This is a genomic window from Kineococcus sp. AC630, from assembly GCF_979255925.1.
In genome coordinates, this window is sequence record NZ_CEEDMJ010000007.1 from 170,040 (window position 1) to 192,833 (window position 22,794).

The window sequence follows — 22,794 nt, forward strand, 5'->3', positions numbered from 1 at the left end:
AGCTTTCGCACCCGTTCAGGTGCGCGCCCGTTCGGGCTATTCACAGGACGCCGCTCGCGTGCCGACAACCTGGCCGGAGGGATCGGCGGGCTCGTCGTCCCCGCACAGGCACCCCCACCAGGACGGGTGCCCCGGTCCAGGAGGTCGATGGGGTGCGGCGATCGCGTGCACTGCGCGACCTGTGGGACCACCCCCGACCCGCCACGGTCCTCCCGCTGGCCGCCGCGGCGGCGCTGGTGGCCGTGGCCACCGGCAACCTCACCTCCGGCTCCGCCCAGGCGACCCCGACGTCGGTGGACCTCCGGCTGCAGGGCGCCTCGGGCGCCCTCTTCCCCCCGGGGGCCCTGGCTCCGGGCCGTCCCGTGCAGGCGTGCATCGACGTGGCCGTCGACGCCGTGGACCCCACCGCGACCCCCGTCCACCTCGTCGTGGCCGACGTCACGGGGGCGCTCGCCACGGACCTCGTCCTGACCGTCGAGGAGGGACCGGCCCTCCGCGGGGTGGGGTGCGCAGCCACGACGGCCACCACCTCCTTCACCGGCACCCTCACCGACCTCGCGCGGACGTCGGCGAGCGCCGGCGGCGGGATCGCCGAGGGCGCCGTCCGCCCCGCCGGGAGCAGCAGCACGCGCTACCGGATCACCGCGGACCTCGCGCCCACCTCCACCGCGCAGGGGGCCGGCGCGAGCGCCCGCTTCGTGTGGTCGGTCAGCGCATCCTCGGTGGCCGTCGACCCCGTACCCGTGCCCGTGCCCTCGACCCCACCGGCCACCGGCCCCGTGACGGCGGGGCCGACCTCCCCCACCCCCTCGGACCCGACAACCGACCCCGTCATCCCGGGACCGTCGCCGACCGTGCCCACGGTGCAGCCGACCACCGCTCCGACCACCGCTCCGACCACCGCTCCGACCACCGCTCCGACCACTGGTACAGGGCTCCCGTCGGCCCCCGGGCGGTCGGCCACGGGTCCCGGCCGGGTACCCACCCCGTCCGCGGCCACCCCGTGGACCGGTGGGGGCTCCTCCGCGTCCCCGACGGCCCACCCCGGGGTGAGCTCCGGCGATCCGTCGACCCCCGCGACGACCGGGCCGGCACCGGCCGTCGTGCCCGCCTCGGCGCCCACCCCGGGCACGACGGCCGGCGCCGGCCCGGTCGGACGGGGCGCCGGGGACCAGGACGGTGGCATCTTCGCCCGCCTCCCGGGCGCCGGCGCTGTCCGCGGCCTCGTCGACGCGCTCCCCGTGAACCCCACCGTCCGCGCGCTGCTGCACGCCGTGGCCGACAGCGCGGGATTCCCGCTGTTGCTCCTGCTGCTCGTCCTGATCTTCCTCGCGATCCAGAACCGGCTCGACCGCGACGACCCCAAGCTCGCCCTCGCCCCGCTGCGCCGGGACGAGGACGTCGACTTCGACCCTGACCGCTGGCTGGAGTTCGACGGCGAGTTCGACGAGGACCCCACCCCACCCCGCCCGGATCCGAGAGGACGATCGTGAACGCCATCAGGAGGCCCTCGGGCCCGTCGACCCCGCGGACCCCGGCCGCCGCCCTGGTGAGCCTGGTCGACCGCCTGCGCTGGGTCAGCGCGCTCCGGCTGGTGGTCACCGCACTGCCCCTCCTCGGGTGGTGGCTCCTGCCCGCCGACCGCACCGGCGGTTTCCACGAGCTGCTGGGGCCGGCCGTGGCCTGCGCCGTGGCGGTGGCCCTCGGTGTCCCCCTCGCCCGCCTGCCGCGACAGGTCGCCCTCTGGTGCCTGGGCGTCACCCTGCTCGCGGACGGCGTCTACCTCGCCTGGGCCTTCCGCTGCCTGGACGGCTTCGACGGCGCGATGGGGTACGTCGTCGTCCTGCACGCCGTGGGACTGACCCTCATCGCGTCCTTCCGCACGGGCGTGAAGCTGGCGCTGTGGCACTCGCTGACGCTGCTGGTGGTCATCGAGGCCGACACCGTCGGGGTGTTCGGCGCACCGGTGCTGCGCTCGGCCACCACCGACTACCTGCTGCAGCTGGGGGTGCTGTGGGGACTCACGCTCATGACGGCCGTCCTCGCCGCCGTGAACGAACGCGAACTCCGCCGGCGGCGCTACGACAGCGACGTGCTGCGGCGCTTCGCCCTCGACCTGGAGTTCGCCGACGGCACGACGGCCGTGGCCACCCTGCTGTCGCAGCTGGCCCAGCGGGACCTGCTGGCCACCCGCGCGCTCGTGCAGGTCCTGGACCCGGCCGCCCCCGGTCGGGACGCCGTCGTGGTCGGCGGGGCCCCGGACGGTGGCCGGCCTCCCGGTCCGCCCCGGGGCGGGCTTCCCGTGCACTCCCTGCCTGCGCAGGCCCTCGCCACGCGCCGCACCCTGCTCGCCCGGCGACTCGACGCCTGCCACGACGAGTGGCTGACCCGGACGCTGCCGGGCGCGCGCAACCTCGTGGTGGTGCCGCTCATGCCGGGGGGCGAGGTCACCGGTGTGCTCGTCGTCGAGCACCTCGGGGGTCGTCGGCGTACGCCGCTGCTGTCCCTGGGGACCTCGAGGAACCGGGTGGAACGGCGGGCCGTCGCCACCCTGGAACAGGCCGCGGCGCACGCCGGCCAGGCCCTGGCCCGCACCGCCCTGATGGCGCGCCTGACCGCCGCCGCCACCACCGACGCCCTGACGGGCCTGCTGAACCGGCGGGCGCTCGACGGCGCCCTGGTCGAAGAACTGACCGGGGCCACCACCGCGGGGACCGACTGCTCGGTCGTGCTGCTCGACCTCGACCACTTCAAGGCCCTCAACGACACCCACGGTCACCCCGTCGGCGACCAGGCCCTGCGGGCCGTCGGCGCGGTGCTGCGAGCCTCCGTGCGCGAGGGGTGCACGGCGGCACGCTACGGCGGGGAGGAGTTCTGCGTCGTCCTGCCCCGGACGACGCACGAGGAGGCCCTGCGGGTCGCCGACCGCCTGCGCCGCGGCATCGCCACGGCCGAGGGCGCCCCCGTGGCCATCACCGCCAGCCTCGGGGTGGCGACCTTCCCCCGCGACGGCGCGGACGTCCGCGCGGTGGTCGCCGCGGCCGACGCCGCGCTGTACGCCGCGAAGGCCGCGGGGCGGAACCGGGTGTCGGGTCCCCCCTCGGCGAGCTCGTCGAGCGAGCCCCGCGCGACCGCTCCCGCCGGCGGGTGAGACGCCGGTCGGGGCCGGCCGCGGGGTCCGCGCCCCGACCTGGTGCGCTCAAGGTCGAGGCCGAGTCCGTCGACCACCAGCGGGTGACGCGTCCATCTGAAGGACCCCGCGCGGGGCGGGTCCGGGTGCTCGTCGACGCCGCGGCCCAGGTGGTCGCCGGTACCGTCCTCGTCACGATCGCCGGCCTGCTGCTGTGGTCGAGCGCGCCGCTGGTCATCGGCTGGAAGTCCAGCGTCGTGGTCAGCGGTTCGATGACTCCCCAGCTGCGCGTCGGGGACGTGGTGGTCACCTCACCCGTCGACGGCGACGACGTCGTCCCCGGGCAGGTGGTCCTGTTCCCGGACCCCAGCGGCGTGCACCGCACGCTCGTCCACCGGGTCGACTCCGTCGACGACGAGGGGCGGCTGATCACCCGCGGCGACGCGAACGCCACCGCGGACAGCACCCCCCTGGCACGTTCCGCGGTCGAGGGCCTCGGACGGTTGCGCATCCCCTTCGTGGGTCTCCCCCGCTTCTGGTGGCAGACCCACGACCTGCCGCGGCTGATCGCGCTGGGCATCGTGCTGCTCGGGGCGAGCACCGTGCTGGTCCTCCCCCGCGGCGAGGCCGAGGACGACGAACCCCGCGACGACGAACCCCGCGACGACGAACCCCGCGCGACCCGCCGCCGGTTCCGTCGCACGGTGCCGGTCAGCGCCGTCGCCGGTGCGCTGGCCCTCCTCGCACCGTTCGCCGTGACCCCCGGAGCCGAAGCCACGTTCACCCGGGTGACGGCGTCCAGCAGCACGAAGAGCTTCACGGCCGGGACGGTCGCGGTGAGCTCCTCCCCCTCCACCGCGCTGTTCTCCGTGAGCGGCTGGATCCCTGGCGACTCCGCGGAGGCGTGCCTGACCGCCACCTACGACGGCTCGCTCGGGGCCACCGTGAAGCTGCGCGCGGCGACGGGATCCACGGGCACCCTCGCCCCCTACCTCCAGACGACGATCCAGGAGGGGACGGCCGCCGCGACGGCGAACTGCACCGGGTTCACCGCCACCTCCACCCTCTTCACCGGCCGCCTGAACACCTTCCTCGCCCAGACCACCTGGGCGAGCGGGGTGGGTTCCTGGTCGCCCACGGCCGCAGGGCAGACCCACGTGTACCGCGTCACCTTCCAGCTGCGGGGGGCCAACGTCGCCCGGAGCCAGACCAGCACCTTCGGGCTCGTCGTGGAGGCGCAGAACACCTGATCCCGGTCGCCCTCCCGCTGGACGCCCGGTGCCGCCGCGGGCCGGGTCCCCGGTCGACGTCCAGGTGGTGGCGACGGCACGATCGGGCTCGACCACGAAGCCTCGGTCCGGAGGCCCTCAGCGGCGTGAACCGCTCACCCGCGTGAGGCGTTCATGAGGTCGGACCAGCTGGAACGCAGCCGCTTGCAGGGCGCCGTCGGGGAGGAGAGCAGCGGGGTCTCCGCCTTGGAGGTGAGGGTCCCCACGTCGAAGTTGCGGGCCACGGGACCCACGACGCTGTCGTACATCGTCCAGGCCCGGGCCCGGTCGTGGTAGGCGATGACGCAGAAGCCCGCCGGGCCGGTGCCGCCGGCGTTCTCGGCGATGCCCTTGACCGCCGTGCCCACCGAGGGCGTGCGCCGGAACTCGTTCAGGGGTGCGGGGAGCGCGGCGATGGCCGCGTCGTCGCGGAAGGTCACGTCGGGGAAGACGTTGCTGTCCTCCGAGGCGGACACGACGAGCGTGGCCGCCGACCGGGCGTCGGCGGCGGCAGCCGTCCCCCAGGCCACCTTGCGCTGGTTCAGGAAGATCGGCACGGCGATCGCCGCGAGGATCCCGATGATGATCATCACCACGAGGAGCTCGATCAGGGTGAAGCCGCCGTCGTCACCGACGGGGCGGGTTCGGCGGTTCACGGTTCTCCTCAGGAGGGACGTCGAGTGCTGTCCCGGTTCCCTCGGCACCCCGGGAGGCGTCCTGGATCCCCTCCACCCGTCCGGCATGACCGCGGCGGAGCCCGGGCCCGCCGCGGGGTGACCGGCAGGGGCCTGCCCGGGGTCCGCCCTTCAGGCGGGGCGCCGTCGTGTCGATGCACGCTGGTGAGCCGTGCCGTCGTGGCACCTCACCGTCGGCGGGGAGTGCTCACACCGGCGACTGGCCCCCAGGTACGGAAGGTGCACGGTGCGGCGCGTGACGAAGGTGGTCCTCGACCGGTGCACCGGCGCGGCCCGACGCCGTGGTGGTCGCTGGGCCCGGGTCGCGCCGGTGGCCGCGCTGCTCCTCGCCACCCTGGCCCTCCCGGGGGAGGCCGGCGCCACCTTCACCGCGACGAGCACGACCGCCACCAGCAGCGTCGCCTCGGCGGCCGTCTTCCCGTCCTTCCCAGCCCTCGTCGGACAGGACGCCCCGACCCTGTACCACCCGGGCGAGGACGCCGTCTCCGCCGCCGCCACCCCGGCGGTGGCCGACGCCGCGGCGGGCAACCACCCGGGCACGCTGAACGGTGCCTCCAACGGCCCGACGACCTGGTGGCGGTTCAACGGGGACACGACCTTTGCCGCCGACTCATCCGGCGCGGTCGACTCCGGGGTCCTTAAGGGGACCGCGTCGCTGACGGCGGGTAGTGGACGCACCGGCGGCCGGGTCCTGCTGGACGGGTCGGCCGGCGGTTACGTGGAAGGCGCCGCGGGGGTGCTGGACACCTCGAAGAGCTTCACCGCCGCGGTGTGGGTCAACCTCGCCGCGACCGGCAACGACGTCGCCGCCCTGGCGGTAGAGGGTTCCGCGCAGAGCGGCTTCGGCATGATGTTCCGCAACAGCTGCACCTGCTGGGAACTGCGCACCACCACCGCCGACACCACCTCGGCCGGGGTGTCGGCCACGCAGTCCCCCGCCGGCTCCGCGGTCGCCGGGACCTGGACGCACCTCGCCGTCGTGTACGACGCGAGCACCACCACGAGGACCTTCTACGTCAACGGCTCGCCGCAGAACGCGCTGGGCACGTCCACCACGTGGACGGGCTGGAAGGCGGCGGGGAACCTCGTCGCGGGCCGCCAGACGGGCGGCGGGAACCCGGTGAACTACTGGAAGGGCGGCCTGGACGAGGTCGTCACCTACCAGCGGGCGCTGTCCGCCTCCGACGTCGACGCCCTCTACGCCGGTGTCCCGGGCCTGCAGTGGGGCTTCGACGAGGAGAAGGGCACCACGACGAGGGACGTGACCGGCAACGGTGCCACCGGGACCTTCGGCAGCGGGGCGACCCCGAACTACGCCGGACGCAGCAGCGGCGCCGTGAAGCTGGACGGGACCACCAACGGCTACGTCTCCACGACGGCGAACCCGGTGGACACCGCGGCGAGCTTCACCGTGTCGGCGCTGGTGAAGCCGAACTCCAGCACGGTAGCGACCACGGTGCTCAGCCAGAAGGGAACCACCGGGAGCGGCTTCGTCCTCAAGTACGACGACGTCGGCAGCGGCGTCTACCGTTGGGTCTTCGCGATGGCGCGCACCGACTCCGCGAGCCCGACCGTGGACCAGACGAGCAGCACCACCGCGGTGACCTCGAACACCTGGTACCACCTCACCGCCGTCCACGACGCCACCGCGCAGACGCTCACCCTCTACGTCAACGGCACCGTCGTCGGGACGCCGGCTTCGCACCCGGCCACCGTGGCGACGACCGGTGGTCTGCAGCTGGGCCGGGCCTGGTCGAACGGCGGCTGGACCGGATCGTTCTCCGGCTACACCGACCAGGTCTCCGCCTACCCTCGCGCCCTCACCGCGACCCAGGTCGCCACCCTCGCCGCCGACCCGGCGCGTTCCACGGCCGCGGTCCCCGGTGCCCTCACCGGGACCGACCAGGGCCTCGCCACCCGCACGGGCACCGCCTACCAGGGCGTCGAGGGCGGCTACAACGGCCTCTCCATTCTCAACCCCACCACGTTCACGATCGAGTGCTGGTTCCGGACCACCACGACCACCGGCGGTCAGATCCTGGGTCTCAGTTCCTCGACGACGGCGATGAGCGGGATGAACTCCGACCGCATGGTCTTCCTGGCCGACGACGGCCGGCTGAGCTTCGTCGTCGCCGGCACGCCCAACACGCAGCTGACCAGCCCCGCGGCGAAGCCCTACAACGACGGGGCGTGGCACCACGTCGCGGCTACGTTCACCGCGGCACCGGCCGCCGGGGTCCCCGCCATGAAGCTGTACGCGGACGGCGACCTGATCGTCTCCTCCGCCGCCGGGGCCGCCGTCACGCCCACCAGCTACACCGGTTACTGGCGCTGGGGCGGGGCGCAGGTGTCGGGCTGGTCCCCCAGCCCGACGACCAACGCCTTCCTCGGCAGCATCGACGAGATCGCCGTCCACCCCACGGTGCTGTCGGCCCAGCGGATCGCCGAGCACGCCTTCTCCAACTTCTGAGACCACCGCCTGGCGGTGGGAGGCCCCGCCGCGGGCGGGACCGCTGGGGGACAGGGCTCACGATCGACGCCCCTCGTCGCCGACTACCGGCGGCGTGACCCACTCCGACGGGCGCCGATCGACCGTGGACGACATGCCGACGGCGCTGGAGACCGCGCACCACGAGGACGGGTTCGCCTGGCTCGGTCTGCACGACGCCGGCGGTCGAGGGCGCGGTCGGTGCCCACCACCGGTCCACGCTGGAGCGCCACCCCGACGTGACGTTCGGGGTCCTCGTCCCCGTGCGCTCCGTCGACCACGACGAGGTGGTCGACGTCGGCGAGATCGCGGCGCAGGCACCAGTCCACGCTGCCGTCGAGGACCTTCAGCAGCGGCCCGGTCGCCCAGGTGGACCCGCAGCGCAGACGGTGGGCCCGGCCCCTCGTCCTGCCGGAGTGACGTGGACCACGCGTTGAGGCACCCCCTTCGCCACCCGGTGCAGCAGCCGTGACCTCGGCCCGCTCAGGGGTGGGCGCCCGCGGGTCGGGGCCGGCTGAAGAGGTACCCCTGGGCCAGGTCGCAGCCGAGCTCGAGGAGGACGTCACGCTGCTCGGCGGTCTCGACCCCTTCCGCCACGCAGTCCAGCCCCAGGGCACGGGCGAGGTGGACGCAGGCCCCCGCGATCGCCCGGTCGGCGGGACGCTCGACCAGGGACTCGACGAAGGAGCGGTCGATCTTCAGCTCGTGCACCGGGAAGCGCTGCAGGTAGGTCAGGCTCGCGTAGCCGGTGCCGAAGTCGTCGATCGCGATCCGGACGCCCAGGGCCGCCAGGGCGCTCAGCGTGGTCTCGGCCGCGACCGGGTCGGTCATCAGCGCCGTCTCGGTGATCTCCAGGACCAGTTGCGAGGCCGGCACGCCGTGGCGGGCCAGCGCCGAGGTCACCAGAAGCATGAGGTCGGGGTCGCTCAGCTGCCGGGCCGAGATGTTGACGCTCATCTGGACGCCCGCGCCGCTCGAGGTCCCGGCGCTGGACTCGGCGGTGGACCTGGCGTTCCACACCGCGGCCTGCGCGACCGCGGTGTCGAGCACCCAGGCGCCGACCTCGCGGATCAACCCGGCGTTCTCGGCGACGTCGATGAACGCGGCCGGGCCGAGCAGCCCCCGGGTGGGGTGCTCCCACCGGATCAACGCCTCCACCCCGGTGGTCACCCCGTCGACGAGGCGGACACGGGGTTGGTAGTGCAGACGCAGCTGGCCCTCGGCCAGGGCGGCACGCAGTTCCTGCAGCAGCCGCAGGCGGTCCGCGGTCGCGTCCCCGGCCTGCGGGTCGTGCACGGCCCAGCCGCTGCGGCCGTTGTCCTTGACCCGGTACATCGCGGTGTCGGCCCGGCGGAGGACGTCGTCGGCCGCTCGCGCGGCGTCCCCGTCGGCGGGCAGGGGGTCGGCGAAGGCGATGCCCGCGCTCGCGGAGAGGACGACCTCCACCCCGTGGACGACGACCGGTGCCGCGAGCTCGGCCAGCAGGCGGCGGCACAGGGCGACCGCCTCGTCCTCGTCGCGCAGGTGTTCCAGGACGACGAACTCGTCACCGGCGAAGCGCGCCACGACCGCGCTCTCGCGCACCGCAGCCCGCAGCCGCGCACCGAGCACCTTCAGCAGTTCGTCGCCACCGGCGTGCCCGACGCTGTCGTTGACGGCCTTGAACCCGTCGAGGTCCAGGAACAGCACCGTCGCTCGACCCGGCTCGTCCCCCGCGCTGCCGAGAGCCTCGGCCAGGACCGCCTGCAGGCCGGTGCGGTTCAGCAGGCCGGTCACGGGGTCGTGGTGGACCAGGTGCTGCAGGTGGCGTTCGGCGGCGGCCCGCCGGGCCTCGGACGTCTCCGCCGTCCGCTTGGACGCCAGCAGCTCCTGCTCGTAGCGGCGGCGTTCCCGGGCGGCGAAGAGGGCGATCAGGACCGGCCCCGCGCCGGCGGCGGGGGCACCTGCGCGGTCCAGGGAGGTCGCGCTGAGGAACGCCGCGTGCCGCACGCCACCCGCGCCCAGGACCTGCACGGCGCTCTCGTCGACGCGTCCGGTGGTGGTCAGCTTCGGCAGGCTGTGCGTGGTCCACACGATGCGGTCGCCGACCGGCAGCAGCCGGGCGAACACCGTCCCGACGACGTCCTCGCGCGACAGCCCCGACCACGCCGTGAAGGTGTCGTTCGCGGCCAGGACGAGACCGGTCCCGGGGTCCAGCACGAGGTGGGCGCACGGGGAGTGGCGCCACCACAGCGCTTCCGACCCGGTGGCCGGCTCGACCCAGGTCGCGAGCGTGCGGTCGGTCACGACGGCTCCTCGCAACGGGTCGCACCGGACGCGTCGTGGCGAGCGTGGCGGTCCAGGTGCGCGCGGAGCGCGGCGGCGGTCTCGGCCGGCGCGCTGATGTGCGGGCAGTGCCCGGTGGCCTGCAGCGCCACGAGGTGACCGCGCGGCAACGCCGCGGCCACCGCGGCCCCGACCTCCACCGGGGCCAGGGCGTCGTGGCGGCACTGCAGCACCAGCGTCGGCTGCTCCACCCGCCCCAGCACGTCCCGGGAGTCGCTGAGGAAGATCGCGCTCGCGAAGGTCGCGGCGGCGTCCGGGTGCGTACCCAGGAAGCTCTCGGTCAGCTCGGCCTCGAGGTCCGGGGACCCGGGGGTGCCCATGACCACCGGCGCCATCGCCGCGGACCAGGCGTAGTAGTTGCTGTCCAGGGACTCCAGCAGTTCGTGGATGTCCTCCAGGCTGAAGCCGCCGACCCAGCCGCTCGCGGGGTCGTCGACGTAGCGGGGGGAAGGCGCGAGCAGGGCCAGGGAGGCGAACCGGTCCGGTTGGGCGGCCGCGGCCAGCAGCGCGATCATCGCGCTGACCGAGTGGGCGACCACGTGCACGTCGCGCAGGTCCAGCGCCGCGCAGACCTCCAGCAGGTCCTGGGCGTACCCGCCCAGCTCGGCGTGGCGCTCGTGGTCGAAGTCGGCCAGCCGAGTGCCCCCGGAGCCGGCGTAGTCGAACAGGACGACCCGGTGGTCCTCGAAGAAGGGCAGCAGCCGCGTCCAGGCCAGCTGACCGGCACCGAACCCGTGGGCCAGCAGCAGCACCGGCCCGTGCGGGTCCCCGACCTCGGTGACGCAGTGCCGGGTCAGGACGGCGGCCGCGTCGGGCACCGTGGCCACCGGCGCCGGCGGCGTGCTCGACACGACGTGACCGGCACGGCGGGGCAGGACCGTTCGCGCGGGGTGGTCGGGAGGGGTGGTCGGGTGGTGCACGGGAACCTCACGAGTGGTCGGCGTCGAGGAGTTGTCGGCCGGAACCAGCCGGCGGTTGAGCGCGGGACGGCCGGACCCTCCGATCGGCCGACACGATCGAAACGCTTCAGCACCCTGCTCCGGCGGCCGACGATCCACCGTGATCGGTGACGCGAGCCAGCCTGCGGATCGGACGACCCGGCTCCTGCTGCTGGTCGTGGCGGCGGTCTGCCTGGCGGCGCTGATCGTGCCGCAACTGCGCACACCCGTGATGCTCGTGGCCGTCTGGACCGCCCCCCTGCTGGTCCTGCGAGGTCGCCACCGGCACCACCGGGGCGCCTGGCCCTGGACGGTCGTCGCCGCGATGCTGACCTCCTGGGCCGGGGGTTTCACGGCCGGGGAGGTGCTCGGCCGGCACCACCCCCTGGTCCTGGTCTGCATGGGGACGGGTCAGGTCCTCGGCGTCGTCGTCGTCGCCCACATGGCGCAGCTGGCCGCCCGCCACCGCGGCCGCGCGGGCGCGGGCAGCCCGGGCGCTGCGCTCGACGTCGTCGTCGTGGTGGCCGTGCTGGTCACCGTCGCCGCCCAGCTCGCCACGCTCGGCACGATGACCCCCTACTTCGTCCTGGTGGCCGGCGTGGACATCGTCCTGCTGGGTGCCCTGGTGAAGTTCGCCGTCTCGAGCACCGGCCTGGCCCCGGCCTCGCACCTGCTGCTCGCCGGGGGGTTGCTCTCCCTGGCCTACGACCTCTCCACCGCGGTGGAGAACAGCCGGCTGGCGGAGGCCGGCAGCGCGCAGGGGTTGCTGGGAACCCTCGCGGTGCTGGCGCCGGCGTGCGCCGCGACGCACCCGAGCATGCGGGCGGTCTTCGATCCCGCCACCTTCACCCGCCGCCGGTCCGCCTCCACCGCTCTGCTGGGCCTGCTCCCGCTGGTCCTGGCCCCCGCCGCCCTCGCCTGGATCACCACCGCGCACCACGGCGGTGGGGGCGGCGCGACGCATGGGCTGCCGCCCTGGGTCATCCCCGTGACCGGCGCCCTCGTGGCGGGCCTGTGCCTGGTGCGCGCGGCCCGCGTGCTGCGGGCCACCGAGCACCTCGCCGAACGCGACCCCCTGACCGACCTCGCGAACCGTCGCGGGCTGGCCCGGGCCCACCAGCAGCGGAGCACACCGGTCGGCCTGCTGCTGCTCGACGTCGACGAGTTCAAGCAGGTCAACGACACCCACGGCCACGACGTCGGCGACCTGCTCCTCCTCGCCGTGCGCGACCGGTTGCTGGCCGCCACCGCGGGCGACGGCGTCCCCGCCCGTCTCGGTGGCGACGAGTTCGTCGTCCTCACCGCACCCGCTCACCTGGACGCCGTCGCGGACCGGCTCCTGCACGCCCTGCGCGCCCCGCTGGTCGTGGGAGCCCTGCAGATCCGGGTCGGGGTGAGCATCGGTCTCGCCACGACGGGGACCACCGGAGCGCTCCCCGCCACCGCCGACCTCGCCGAGCTGCTCACCCACGCCGACATCGCCATGTACGCCGCCAAGACCGCCGGTGGTGGACGGGCCGCCACCTTCCACCCCGACATGCGGGCCGAGGTCAGCGCCCGCTACGCCCTGAGCAACGACGTCCGCCAGCTGCTGGCGCAGGACCCCGACGTCGGCCGGCTCGAGGTCCACTTCCAACCGGTCGTCGACCTGCTCAGCGGCGACGCCGTCAGCGCGGAGGCGCTGATCCGGTGGCGCCACCCGGTGCACGGTCTGCTCGCCCCCGACGCCTTCCTGGGGTTGGTCGGGAGCAACGACCTCGACACCCAGCTCGACACCGCGGTCCTGCGCGCCACCGTCCACCACCTGCGCCGGTGGCAGGACGAGGGCCGCCCCGTCCTGCCGGTCAGCGTGAACATGACCGGTGCGAGCCTGGACGACCCCGCTCTGGCGACCAGCGTCCTGGCGGTGCTGGCCGACGCCGGGGTGCCCACCAGCTCGGTGCGCCTCGAGATCACCGAGCAGGACGAGGTCGCCGGTGCCGGTCCCGCCGCCACCTCGCTGCGCGCACTGCACGACGCCGGGATCCTCGTCCTCCTCGACGACTACGGCACGGGCTACACCTCGCTGGACTACCTGCGCCGCTTCCCGATCCAAGTCCTCAAGCTCGACCGGTCGCTCGTCAGCGCCTTCCCCCGCCCGGACGCCGACGCGACCGGGGCACCACGGCAGGACGACGTGCTGGAGCGCTCCGAGATCGTGGCGGCCGTCACCGCCATGGCCGACCACCTCGGCCTGCAGGTCATCGCCGAAGGCGTGGAGACCACTGCGGAGCGCGACGAGCTCCTCGCGCTCGGCATCCGCTACGCCCAGGGCTACCTCTTCTCCCGCCCCGTCCCCGCCGCGGACTTCGCCGCGCGGTACCTGACCCACCGCGACGGGTCCACCACCCGCTCGCCGGCGGCCGCCGAGGTGTCGTCGACCGCCGGGTGACTCACCGCTCCCCGGCGGCGAGCCGGGCCCGCAGGTCCACCAGACCCCTCGCGTGCACCCGGGGGGAGGTGAACGACGCCGGGTACGGAGTGCCGCGGCGGTCGATCCAGGCCGTGCCCAGCCCCGCCCGCGCCGCCCCGTCCACGTCCCACGGGTGCACGGCGACGAGCAGCGACTCCTCCGCCCGGGCCCCGCTGACGCGCAGGACGTGCTCGTACGCGGCGGGCGCCGGCTTCCACACCCCGACGTCCTCCACCGACAGCACGGCCTCGAACTCCTCCCGCACGCCGGCCGCCGTCAGCAACTGCTCCCCCACCCGGACCGAGCCGTTGCTCAGGGTGAAGAGTCGGTGGCCGTCCGCCCGCAGACCCCGGACACCGTCGACGACGTCGGGGTGCAGGGGCAGCCGGCCCATCCCGTCCAGCACGTGCTCGACCGCGCTCTCCAGGCTGCCGTCCAGACCCGCGGCCGGATCCTTCCGGAGGTCGACGTCGTGCAGCAGGGTCCGCAAGGCCTCGGCGCCCAGCTGCGCGAAGGGGCGCGCGTCCCCCACGGTGCTCAGGGCGAACCCGTCGCGCAGCACGGTGGCGAACCAGAGCGGGGCCCGGTGCGCGGGGGCACCCACCGCGAGGAACCGCTCGGCCAGCGGAGCGAGGTCGGAGAGCGTCTCGTTGACGTCGAAGACGATCACCGAGGGGGACGGGGTCGGGCTCACGGGGGACTCCTTCACCGGGGACACCGGAGTCATCCTCCGGCCGACGGGCCCCGCGCGCTCGCGACGGTAGCCGTCGTACATCTCCGTGCTCGGGCGATCACCCTGCGTCGCAGTTCCGAGCGATGGGGTGAATCAAGCGCTCAGAGACGTCGGTACGGCGTCTCAGTTCGCCGATCCGGCTCCCACGCGGTGTGATCAAGGCTCATCCCCCCACCTGGAGGCACCACATGATCATCCTGGGCATCGTCCTTCTCATCGTCGGTCTGCTCGCCAAGATCTCGATCCTCACCACCATCGGGGTCGTCCTGCTCGTGATCGGCGCGGTCCTGGCCATCCTGGGCGCGGCCGGGCGTGAGATCGCGGGCCGCAAGCACTGGTTCTGAGTTCCCAACGCCTGGGCGAGGGCTGACGACCGAGGGCTGACGACGAGGTGCCGGACGACGGTGACGGCAACCTCGCCCGGTCACCGCGGCAACCCTCAGAAGCCCGGTCGCCCCTCCGGCGCTCAGAAGCCCGGTCGCCCCTCCGGCGCTCAGAAGAGGGTGTCCCCCAGCAGGAACGTCTCGATCGGCGCGACGCAGCGCCGCGCGGCGCGCAGCAGGGAGTCGTGGCCGCAGCCACCCGCGACGAGCGCGGTCGCGGTCGGGACGGCCTCGGCCATCGCGAGCGCCGCGGTGCCGAAGTGCTGGGGACTCCTCTCCCCGAAGAGCAGCAGGGCGCGGGCGGGCAGACCGGCGTAGACGTCGGCGGGGCCGTCGAACTGCAGCCCGGCGCGGGTCTCGGCGAGGACCTGCGGCAGCCGGGCCGCGGTGGAGCGTCCCCACTCGGTCCGGGCCAGCACCCCGCCGAGCAGTCGCTGCACCCGCTCCGACCGCACGGCCTGCGAGGAGGACCGCAGGTGGCGGTCCAGGTGGGCGAGGGCGAGGTCGGGGGAACCCGTCGCGAGCGCCCGGGCGGCCTGCTCGAGGGCTTCCTCGGGAACCGACCCGTCGATGGGCAGGACGGCGTCGTAGACCGCGACGCGGTCGATGCTGCGCTCCAGCAGCCCGGCCGTGGCGAGCAGGGCGACGAGACCGCCGAGGCCGTGGCCGAGGACGAGCCTCGCTCCGGTGCGGGTCAGCAACGATCCGAGCAGGGCGACGTCGTCGGCGACGGCGTAGCGCTCCCCGGCGCGGCCGACGGCCTCGCGGTCGTAGCGGTGCACGGTGAACCGGGCGCCGAGGCGGTCGGCGAGCTTCGCGTAGTCGCCCGACCCGCGGACGCCGTGCACGAGGACGAGACCCGGTCCGGTGCCGGAGGTGACGACGTCGACGGGCGAACCGTCCGCCCGCCGCACGCCTTCGAGCATCACGGGGAGGTCACCACCCCGCAGGCAGCGGGCGACCCTCGTCGTACCCGGCGGAGGACTGGATCCCGACGACGGCGCGTTCGGCGAACTCGGCGACCGAGCGCGCACCGACGTAGGTGAAGGAGGACCGCACGCCGGAGGTGATCTGGTCGAGGAGGTCCTCGACGCCGGGGCGGGCGGGGTCCAGGTGCATGCGCGAGGAGGAGATGCCCTCCTCGAAGAGTCCCTTGCGGGCGCGCTGGAACGGGGTGTCGGCCCGGGTGCGGGCGGCGACCGCGCGGGCCGAGGCCATCCCGAAGCTCTCCTTGTAGGCCCGGCCGGCGGCGTCGTGGGCGAGGTCGCCGGGGCTCTCGTGGGTCCCGGCGAACCAGGAGCCGACCATGACCTGACTGGCCCCGGCGGCGAGGGCGAGCGCGACGTCGCGCGGGTGGCGGACCCCGCCGTCGGCCCAGACGTGCCCGCCGAGCTCGCGGGCCGCGGCGGCGCACTCGAGGACGGCGGAGAACTGGGGGCGCCCGACGCCGGTCATCATCCGGGTCGTGCACATCGCGCCGGGGCCGACGCCGACCTTCGCGATGTCCGCGCCGGCCTCCAGCAGGTCGCGGACGCCCTGGGCGGTGACGACGTTGCCCGCGACGACGGGGACCTGCGGGTCGAGGCCGCGGACGGCGCGCAGCGCCTCCAGCATCTTCTCCTGGTGGCCGTGGGCGGTGTCGACCACGATGGTGTCGATCCCGGTGTCCAGCAAGGCCTTCGCGGTGGCCGCGACGTCGCCGTTGATGCCGACGGCGGCGGCGATCCGCAACCGGCCGTGGGCGTCGAGGGCCGGGGTGTAGACGGTGGAGCGCAGCGCGCCGGTCCGGGTGAGGGCCCCGACGAGGACCCCGTCGCGCACGACGGGGGCGAACCTGCGGCGGGAGTCGTGCAGCGTGGCGAAGGCGGCCTCGAGGTCGGCCTCGGCCACCGCGGCCTCGATGCTCACGGGTTTCGTGCTCATGACCGTGCCGACCTGGGTGAAGCGGTCGACGTCGGCGCAGTCCGCGGGGGTGACGACACCCAGCACGTGCCGGTCGGCGTCGAGCACGACGGCGGCGCCGTGGGAGCGCTTGGGCAGCAGGTTCAGCGCGTCGGCGACGGTGTCGTGCTCGTGCAGCACGACGGGGGTCTCGAAGACGGGGTGGCGGGCCTTGACCCAGGCGACGACCTCGGCGACGACGTCGAGGGGCAGGTCCTGCGGCAGCACGGCCATCCCGCCGCGGCGGGCGATCGTCTCGGCCATCCGGCGCCCGGACACGGCCGTCATGTTCGCGACGACGACGGGGATCGTCGTCCCGGTCCCGTCACCGGTGGCGAGGTCGACGTCGAGCCGGGAGGTCACGGTGGACCGCGACGGGGCGAGGAAGACGTCGCTGTAGGTGAGGTCGTGCTCGGGCCGGGAGCCGTCGAGGAAGTGCACGGGCACAGCCTAGGCCGACCCCTCCCTCGCGGAGAGCCTGTGCAGGCCTCGTGGACACAGCGGGCGTCCGGGCCGCGTCCGGGTTCGGCGACGCCCGGCCGTCCTACCCTGAGCGGTATGAGCATCGGAACCACGTCCGCACCCCAGGGCGGGCAGGGCCAGCAGCCGCCGCGGACGGCCGTCGTCGTCGAGGACGAGCCCACCATCGCCGACGCCGTCGCGCGCCGCCTGCGCGCGGAGGGCTACACCGTCGAGACCGCCGGGGACGGCCCCAGCGGCGTCGAGCTGTGCGAGCGGGTGAACCCCGACGTCGTCGTCCTCGACGTGATGCTCCCCGGTTTCGACGGGCTCGAGGTCTGCCGCCGCGTGCAGGCCGCCCGTCCGGTGCCGGTGCTGATGCTCACGGCCCGCGACGACGAGACGGACAAGCTCGTCGGCCTCGGCGTCGGGGCCGACGACTACATGACGAAGCCGTTCTCGATGCGTGAGCTCGTGGCCCGGGTGAACGGCCTGGTCCGCCGGGTGGAGCGGGCACGCGCCCTCGTCGGCGCCCCCGTCCCCTCGGCGGAGGCCATGCGCTTCCCCGTCTCCGACGGCGAGCTGGAGATCGACCGCGCGCAGCGCCGGGTCCGCCGCGCGGGCGCGGAGGTGCACCTGACGCCGACGGAGTTCGACCTGCTGGTCTGCCTGGCGGAGTCCCCGCGCACGGTCCTGACCCGCGAGAAGCTGCTCGAGGAGGTATGGGACTGGGCCGACGCCTCGGGCACCCGGACCGTGGACAGCCACGTGAAGGCGTTGCGCCGCAAGCTGGGCGCCGACCTCGTCCGCACCGTCCACGGTGTCGGCTACGCCTTCGAACCCACCGGTGGTCAGGAGACCCCGTGAGCTCCCGGACGCCCGAACCCCTGCAGGGCACCGGCCTCACCGGTCCGATCCCGATCACCGGCGCGGCGCACGACGCCCGCGCCGGTGCGGCCCGGACGGCGACGCGCCGGCCGTGGCCGGACGTGCGTCCGCTCGACCCGGTCCACTCGATCAAGACGAAGCTGGCCGTGCTGGTGGGGGCCTCGGTGACGGTGGCCGCCCTGCTGGTGTGGAGCGGGCTGCGGCTGGCCGAGATCCACATCGGACCCCGCTACACCCTGCCCATCGCCATCGTCGTGACCCTCGTCTTCACCCAGGTGCTGGCGCGGGGCATGACGTCCCCCCTGCGCGACATGACGGCCGCGGCCCGCGCGATGGCCGGGGGTGACTACTCCCGGCGGGTCCGTTCCACCTCCAACGACGAGGTCGGCGAACTCGCCGACGCGTTCAACCGGATGGCCGAGGACCTCGAGGCCGTCGACCGCGAGCGCCGGGAGCTCGTCGCGAACGTGAGCCACGAGCTGCGGACGCCGGTGTCGGCGCTGCACGCGGTGATGGAGAACCTCGTGGACGGGGTCTCGGAGCCGGACCACGAGACGTTGAACACGGCACTGGCCCAGACCGAGCGCCTGGGCCGGCTGGTGGAGCAGCTGCTGGACCTGTCCCGCCTGGACGCGGGGGCGGTGTCGCTGGACCGCGAGGACCTGGCCCTGGAGCCCTTCCTGGGCCAGGCGACGCGGGCGATGTCGATGACGGGCCGCGACGTGCAGTTCGTCCTGGACGTGGAGCCGCGGGGGCTGGACGTCTACGTCGACTCGGCGCGGTTGCACCAGGTGGTGGCGAACCTGCTGGACAACGCGTCGCGGCACTCCCCGCCCGGCGGCAAGGTGTTCGTCTCGGCGCACCCGGTGGGTGACGCGGGGCAGGTCGTGCGGATCAGCGTGCAGGACCAGGGGCCGGGGATCCCGGACGCCGACCGCGAGCGGGTGTTCGAGCGGTTCCAGCGCGGGAGCGCGCGCACCGACGGCGGGACGGGGCTCGGCCTGGCCATCGCGCGCTGGGCCGTGCAGTTGCACGGCGGGACGATCCGGGTGGCGCCGACCCCGGAGGAGGGCGGGTGCCGGATCGACGTCAACCTGCCCAGGGTTACGGACACGTCACCGGGTGTGACCAAAGCCGCAGCGTCGAGCTGAGGGCGGGCGGCGGGCGCATACCACACGGGGATAGGGTGGAGCAGCGCCCGCAGTCGGATGACAACCTTGAGGAAGAAGGCGACAACGCCGTGCCTCCACAGCCCTCGCACCACGAGGACAAGATCGCAGCGACGTTCGGCCCGAACGAGTGGCTCGTCGACGAGCTGTACGAGCAGTACCTGGCCGACAAGTTCTCCGTCGACGAGGCGTGGTGGGAGTTCTTCGCGGACTACTCCCCCGCGGACAGCCCCGCAGGCACCACCCAGGCCGCTCCGGCCGGCGCGAACGGCACGAGCAACGGGCACGCGAACGGCGCCACGAGCACGACCCCCGCGGTGAGTGCTCCCGCGACGACCTCGCAGTCCCCCGCCACGGCGAAGGCCCCGGAGCCGGCGCCCGCGCCGAAAGCCGCTGAGAAGGCCCCCGAGAAGGCGGTCGTGGCGCCGGCCCCCCAGCCGACGAAGACCGAACCGAAGGTCGTGACCAAGGACGTGTCCGTCACGGACAGCGCACCCGCAGCCCCCCGCACCGACACGGTGACCCCGCTGCGCGGCCCCGCCGCGCGCGTGGTGAGCAACATGGAGGACTCCCTCGAGGTCCCCACCGCGACGAGCGTGCGCGCGATCCCGGCGAAGCTGCTGGTCGACAACCGCATCGTCATCAACAACCACCTCAAGCGCGCCCGGGGCGGGAAGGTCTCCTTCACCCACCTCATCGGGTTCGCCGTCGTCGAGGCGCTGGCGACGATGCCGTCGATGAACGCGGCCTACACCACGGACGCCAAGGGCAAACCGGCTGTGCTGCAGCCGGCCCAGGTGAACCTCGGGATCGCCATCGACCTCCCCAAGCCCGACGGCACGCGGCAGCTGATGGTGCCCGCGGTGAAGGACTCCGGCGGCAAGAACTTCTCGGAGTTCTGGACCGCCTACGAGGACGTCGTGCGCCGCGCGCGCGGCGGCAAGCTCACCGCGGACGACTTCGCCGGCACGACGATCAGCCTCACCAACCCGGGCACGATCGGGACGGTCCACTCCGTCCCGCGCCTGGTGAAGGGGCAGGGCGCGATCATCGGCGTCGGGGCCATGGAGTACCCCGCGGAGTACCAGGGCGCCAGCGAGGAGACCTTGACCCGCCTCGCGGTCAGCAAGGTCATCACGCTGACCTCGACCTACGACCACCGCATCATCCAGGGCGCCGGCTCGGGTGAGTTCCTGCGGATCGTGCACGCGAAGCTGCTGGGCGAGGACGGGTTCTACGACCGCGTCTTCCAGGCGCTGCACATCCCCTACCAGCCGATCCGCTGGACGCCGGACATCTCGATCAGCCACGACGACCAGATCAACAAGACGGCCCGTCTCGTCGAACTGATCCACGCCTACCGGGTGCGCGGTCACCTCATGGCCGACACCGACCCGCTGTCCTACGAGCAGCGGATCCACCCCGACCTCGAGATCGAGACCCACGGCCTGACGCTGTGGGACCTCGACCGCGAGTTCCCCACCGGGGGTTTCGGCGGCAAGGCGCACATGAAGCTGCGCGACGTCCTCGGGGTGCTGCGCGACTCCTACTGCCGCACCGTCGGCATCGAGTACATGCACATCCAGGAACCGGACCAGCGCAAGTGGATCCAGGACCGGGTGGAGCGTCCCTACGCGAAGCCGTCGGCGGCGGAGCAGCTGCGGATCCTGCGCCGCCTCAACGCGGCCGAGGCGTTCGAGACGTTCCTGCAGACGAAGTACGTGGGGCAGAAGCGGTTCTCCCTCGAGGGCGGCGAGTCCGTCATCGCGCTGCTGGACGCGCTGCTGTCCCGCGCGGCGACGAACGGCATGGACGAGGTCTGCCTCGGGATGGCCCACCGCGGTCGCCTCAACGTGCTGACCAACATCGCCGGCAAGAGCTACTCGCAGGTGTTCCGCGAGTTCGAGGGCATGCAGGACCCGCGCACCGTCCAGGGTTCCGGGGACGTGAAGTACCACCTGGGCACCGAGGGCACCTTCACGGGCGAGGACGGCGAGCAGACGAAGGTCTACGTCGCCGCGAACCCCTCCCACCTCGAAGCCGTCGACCCCGTGCTCGAGGGCGTCGCGCGCGCCAAGCAGGACCGGATCAACATGGCGGGCAAGACCTTCCCCGTCCTGCCGGTCCTCATCCACGGTGACGCGGCGTTCGCCGGTCAGGGGGTCGTCGCCGAGACGCTGAACCTCTCCCAGCTGCGCGGCTACCGCACCGGCGGTTCCGTCCACGTCGTCATCAACAACCAGGTCGGGTTCACCACCGCCCCCGCGTCCTCGCGGTCCTCGGTGTACTGCACCGACGTCGGCCGGATGATCCAGGCGCCGATCTTCCACGTGAACGGCGACGACCCGGAGGCCTGCGTCCGGGTGGCGCAGCTGGCCTTCGAGTTCCGTCAGACGTTCGAGAAGGACGTCGTCATCGACATGGTCTGCTACCGCCGCCGCGGTCACAACGAGGGCGACGACCCCTCGATGACGCAGCCGCTGATGTACAACCTCATCGAGAAGAAGCGCAGCGTCCGCAAGGGCTACACCGAGCAGCTCATCGGCCGCGGCGACATCTCCGTCGAGGACGCCGAGGAGGCGCTGCGCGACTACTCCGCCCAGCTCGAGCGCGCCTTCGCCGAGACCAAGGAGTCCAAGTCCGGTCCCGTCGACGGCGACAGCCGCGGCGGGCTGGAGAAGCCGGCCGCGCAGGAGGCCGACGCGCGGACCCCCGCCAGGACCCACCCGACGGCGGTGGACGCGGCGGTGCTCAAGCACATCGGTCAGGTGCAGTCGAACCCGCCCGAGGGGTTCACCGTCCACCCCAAGCTGCGGCAGCTGCTCGACAAGCGCGAGCAGATGTCCACCGACGGCGGGATCGACTGGGGCTGGGGCGAGCTGCTCGCCTTCGGGTCGTTGCTCATGGAGGGCACCCCCGTCCGCCTCGCCGGCCAGGACTCCCGCCGCGGCACGTTCGTCTCGCGTCACGCCGTCCTCACCGACCGCGTCACGGGCGACGAGTGGACCCCGCTGCTCTACCTGGGCCGCGAGGGCCAGGAGCAGGGCAAGTTCTGGATCTACGACTCGCTGCTGTCCGAGTACGCCGCGATGGGCTTCGAGTACGGCTACTCGGTGGAACGTCCCGACGCGCTCGTCCTGTGGGAGGCGCAGTTCGGCGACTTCTTCAACGGCGCGCAGACGGTCATCGACGAGTTCATCGTCGCGGGCCAGCAGAAGTGGGGCCAGCACTCCTCCGTCGTGCTGCTGCTGCCGCACGGCTACGAGGGCCAAGGTCCGGACCACTCCTCGGGTCGCATCGAGCGGTTCCTGCAGATGTGCGCCGAGGACAACATGACCGTCGCGGTCCCCTCGACCCCGGCGAGCCACTTCCACCTGCTGCGCCGTCAGGCCTACGCCCGCCCGCGCCGCCCGCTGGTCGTCTTCACCCCGAAGTCGATGCTCCGGCTGAAGGCCGCGCAGTCCTCCGTGGAGGACTTCACCTCGGGGACCTTCCAGGAGGTCATCGACGACCAGGGCGGACTGGACCCGGCCGCGGTGACCCGGGTGCTGATGTGCTCGGGGAAGGTCTACTGGGACCTCCTCGCCGAGCGCACCGCGCGCCAGGACACGACGACGGCGATCGTCCGCCTCGAGCAGCTCGCGCCGCTCCCGGTCGACCAGGCCGTCCGCGTCCTCGGGCAGTACCCGAACGCGGAAGCGGTCTGGGTGCAGGAGGAACCGGCGAACCAGGGCGGTTGGTGGCACGTCGCGATGGGTCTCTTCCCGTCGCTGAACGCGAAGCTCCGCCTCGTCTCGCGTCCCGCCTCCGCCTCTCCGGCCGCCGGTTCGGCCAAGCGCCACCAAGCCGAGCAGCGCCAGATCGTCGAAGAGGCGTTCAACCGCTGATCGCCGCGTGGTGCCCGGCGAGCGCAGCGGGGTCCCCG

15 protein-coding genes are annotated in these 22,794 nt (G+C 73.7%); 9 read left to right on the top strand and 6 right to left on the bottom strand.

Annotation, left to right across the window (positions count from 1 at the left end; all coding sequences use genetic code 11):
- Positions 1-152: 152 nt before the first annotated feature.
- The 3 genes from AC0I8G_RS09740 (at position 153) to AC0I8G_RS09750 (ending at position 4,380) form a co-directional block, all read left to right on the top strand.
- The gene (locus AC0I8G_RS09740) at positions 153-1,493 is read left to right on the top strand and encodes a hypothetical protein (protein WP_471729727.1); all 1,341 of its coding nucleotides are present in this window, start codon (positions 153-155) and stop codon (positions 1,491-1,493) included.
- Positions 1,490-3,151, top strand: coding sequence for a GGDEF domain-containing protein (locus AC0I8G_RS09745; protein WP_471729728.1), 1,662 nt, complete (start codon positions 1,490-1,492; stop codon positions 3,149-3,151). Before AC0I8G_RS09740 ends, AC0I8G_RS09745 begins: the two co-directional genes overlap by 4 nt.
- An 83-nt stretch (positions 3,152-3,234) precedes the next feature.
- Positions 3,235-4,380 carry a signal peptidase I gene (locus AC0I8G_RS09750; protein WP_471729729.1) on the top strand — a complete coding sequence of 382 codons (1,146 nt, stop codon included), beginning with the start codon at positions 3,235-3,237 and terminating at the stop codon, positions 4,378-4,380.
- A 134-nt stretch (positions 4,381-4,514) separates the two neighbouring features.
- Here AC0I8G_RS09750 and AC0I8G_RS09755 read toward each other — a convergent pair whose 3' ends face one another.
- Positions 4,515-5,054: a prepilin-type N-terminal cleavage/methylation domain-containing protein gene (locus tag AC0I8G_RS09755; RefSeq protein ID WP_471729730.1), complete on the bottom strand. Its 540-nt coding sequence runs from the start codon at positions 5,052-5,054 to the stop codon at positions 4,515-4,517.
- Between the two features lie 274 nt (positions 5,055-5,328).
- Here AC0I8G_RS09755 and AC0I8G_RS09760 point away from each other — a divergent pair, with 274 nt between their 5' ends.
- Positions 5,329-7,563, top strand: coding sequence for a LamG domain-containing protein (locus tag AC0I8G_RS09760; protein ID WP_471729731.1), 2,235 nt, complete (start codon positions 5,329-5,331; stop codon positions 7,561-7,563).
- Between the two features lie 501 nt (positions 7,564-8,064).
- Here AC0I8G_RS09760 and AC0I8G_RS09765 read toward each other — a convergent pair.
- Together AC0I8G_RS09765 and AC0I8G_RS09770 are read right to left on the bottom strand one after the other, a co-directional pair.
- Positions 8,065-9,867 (bottom strand): putative bifunctional diguanylate cyclase/phosphodiesterase, encoded by a 1,803-nt coding sequence (locus AC0I8G_RS09765; RefSeq protein ID WP_471729732.1) that lies wholly within the window; start codon positions 9,865-9,867, stop codon positions 8,065-8,067.
- Positions 9,864-10,724 carry an alpha/beta fold hydrolase gene (locus AC0I8G_RS09770; protein WP_471729766.1) on the bottom strand — a complete coding sequence of 287 codons (861 nt, stop codon included), beginning with the start codon at positions 10,722-10,724 and terminating at the stop codon, positions 9,864-9,866. The genes AC0I8G_RS09765 and AC0I8G_RS09770 overlap by 4 nt, the downstream gene beginning before the upstream one ends.
- A 241-nt stretch (positions 10,725-10,965) precedes the next feature.
- On the opposite strand from AC0I8G_RS09770, the gene AC0I8G_RS09775 reads away from it, so the two are divergent.
- Positions 10,966-13,275, top strand: coding sequence for a putative bifunctional diguanylate cyclase/phosphodiesterase (locus tag AC0I8G_RS09775; RefSeq protein WP_471729733.1), 2,310 nt, complete (start codon positions 10,966-10,968; stop codon positions 13,273-13,275).
- A 1-nt stretch (position 13,276) separates the two neighbouring features.
- Here AC0I8G_RS09775 and AC0I8G_RS09780 read toward each other — a convergent pair whose 3' ends face one another.
- On the bottom strand, positions 13,277-13,990 hold the full coding sequence (locus tag AC0I8G_RS09780; protein WP_471729734.1) for a haloacid dehalogenase type II: 714 nt from the start codon (positions 13,988-13,990) through the stop codon (positions 13,277-13,279).
- A gap of 227 nt (positions 13,991-14,217) precedes the next feature.
- On the opposite strand from AC0I8G_RS09780, the gene AC0I8G_RS09785 reads away from it, so the two are divergent.
- Positions 14,218-14,373, top strand: coding sequence for a hypothetical protein (locus AC0I8G_RS09785; RefSeq protein ID WP_328292282.1), 156 nt, complete (start codon positions 14,218-14,220; stop codon positions 14,371-14,373).
- A 149-nt stretch (positions 14,374-14,522) separates the two neighbouring features.
- On the opposite strand, the gene AC0I8G_RS09790 is transcribed toward AC0I8G_RS09785, so the two are convergent.
- Positions 14,523-15,338, bottom strand: coding sequence for an alpha/beta fold hydrolase (locus AC0I8G_RS09790; RefSeq protein ID WP_471729767.1), 816 nt, complete (start codon positions 15,336-15,338; stop codon positions 14,523-14,525).
- Between the two features lie 10 nt (positions 15,339-15,348).
- Positions 15,349-16,794 carry a GuaB1 family IMP dehydrogenase-related protein gene (locus tag AC0I8G_RS09795; protein ID WP_471729735.1) on the bottom strand — a complete coding sequence of 482 codons (1,446 nt, stop codon included), beginning with the start codon at positions 16,792-16,794 and terminating at the stop codon, positions 15,349-15,351.
- 117 nt (positions 16,795-16,911) lie between these two features.
- Here AC0I8G_RS09795 and AC0I8G_RS09800 point away from each other — a divergent pair, with 117 nt between their 5' ends.
- From AC0I8G_RS09800 to AC0I8G_RS09810, 3 genes are all read left to right on the top strand, one after another.
- A complete protein-coding gene (locus AC0I8G_RS09800) occupies positions 16,912-17,679 on the top strand; it encodes a response regulator transcription factor (protein WP_471729736.1) in 768 nt (255 codons plus the stop codon).
- Positions 17,676-18,851 carry a sensor histidine kinase gene (locus AC0I8G_RS09805; protein WP_471729737.1) on the top strand — a complete coding sequence of 392 codons (1,176 nt, stop codon included), beginning with the start codon at positions 17,676-17,678 and terminating at the stop codon, positions 18,849-18,851. Before AC0I8G_RS09800 ends, AC0I8G_RS09805 begins: the two co-directional genes overlap by 4 nt.
- A gap of 89 nt (positions 18,852-18,940) precedes the next feature.
- Positions 18,941-22,756: a multifunctional oxoglutarate decarboxylase/oxoglutarate dehydrogenase thiamine pyrophosphate-binding subunit/dihydrolipoyllysine-residue succinyltransferase subunit gene (locus AC0I8G_RS09810; protein ID WP_471729738.1), complete on the top strand. Its 3,816-nt coding sequence runs from the start codon at positions 18,941-18,943 to the stop codon at positions 22,754-22,756.
- The last annotated feature ends 38 nt before the right edge of the window (positions 22,757-22,794 follow it).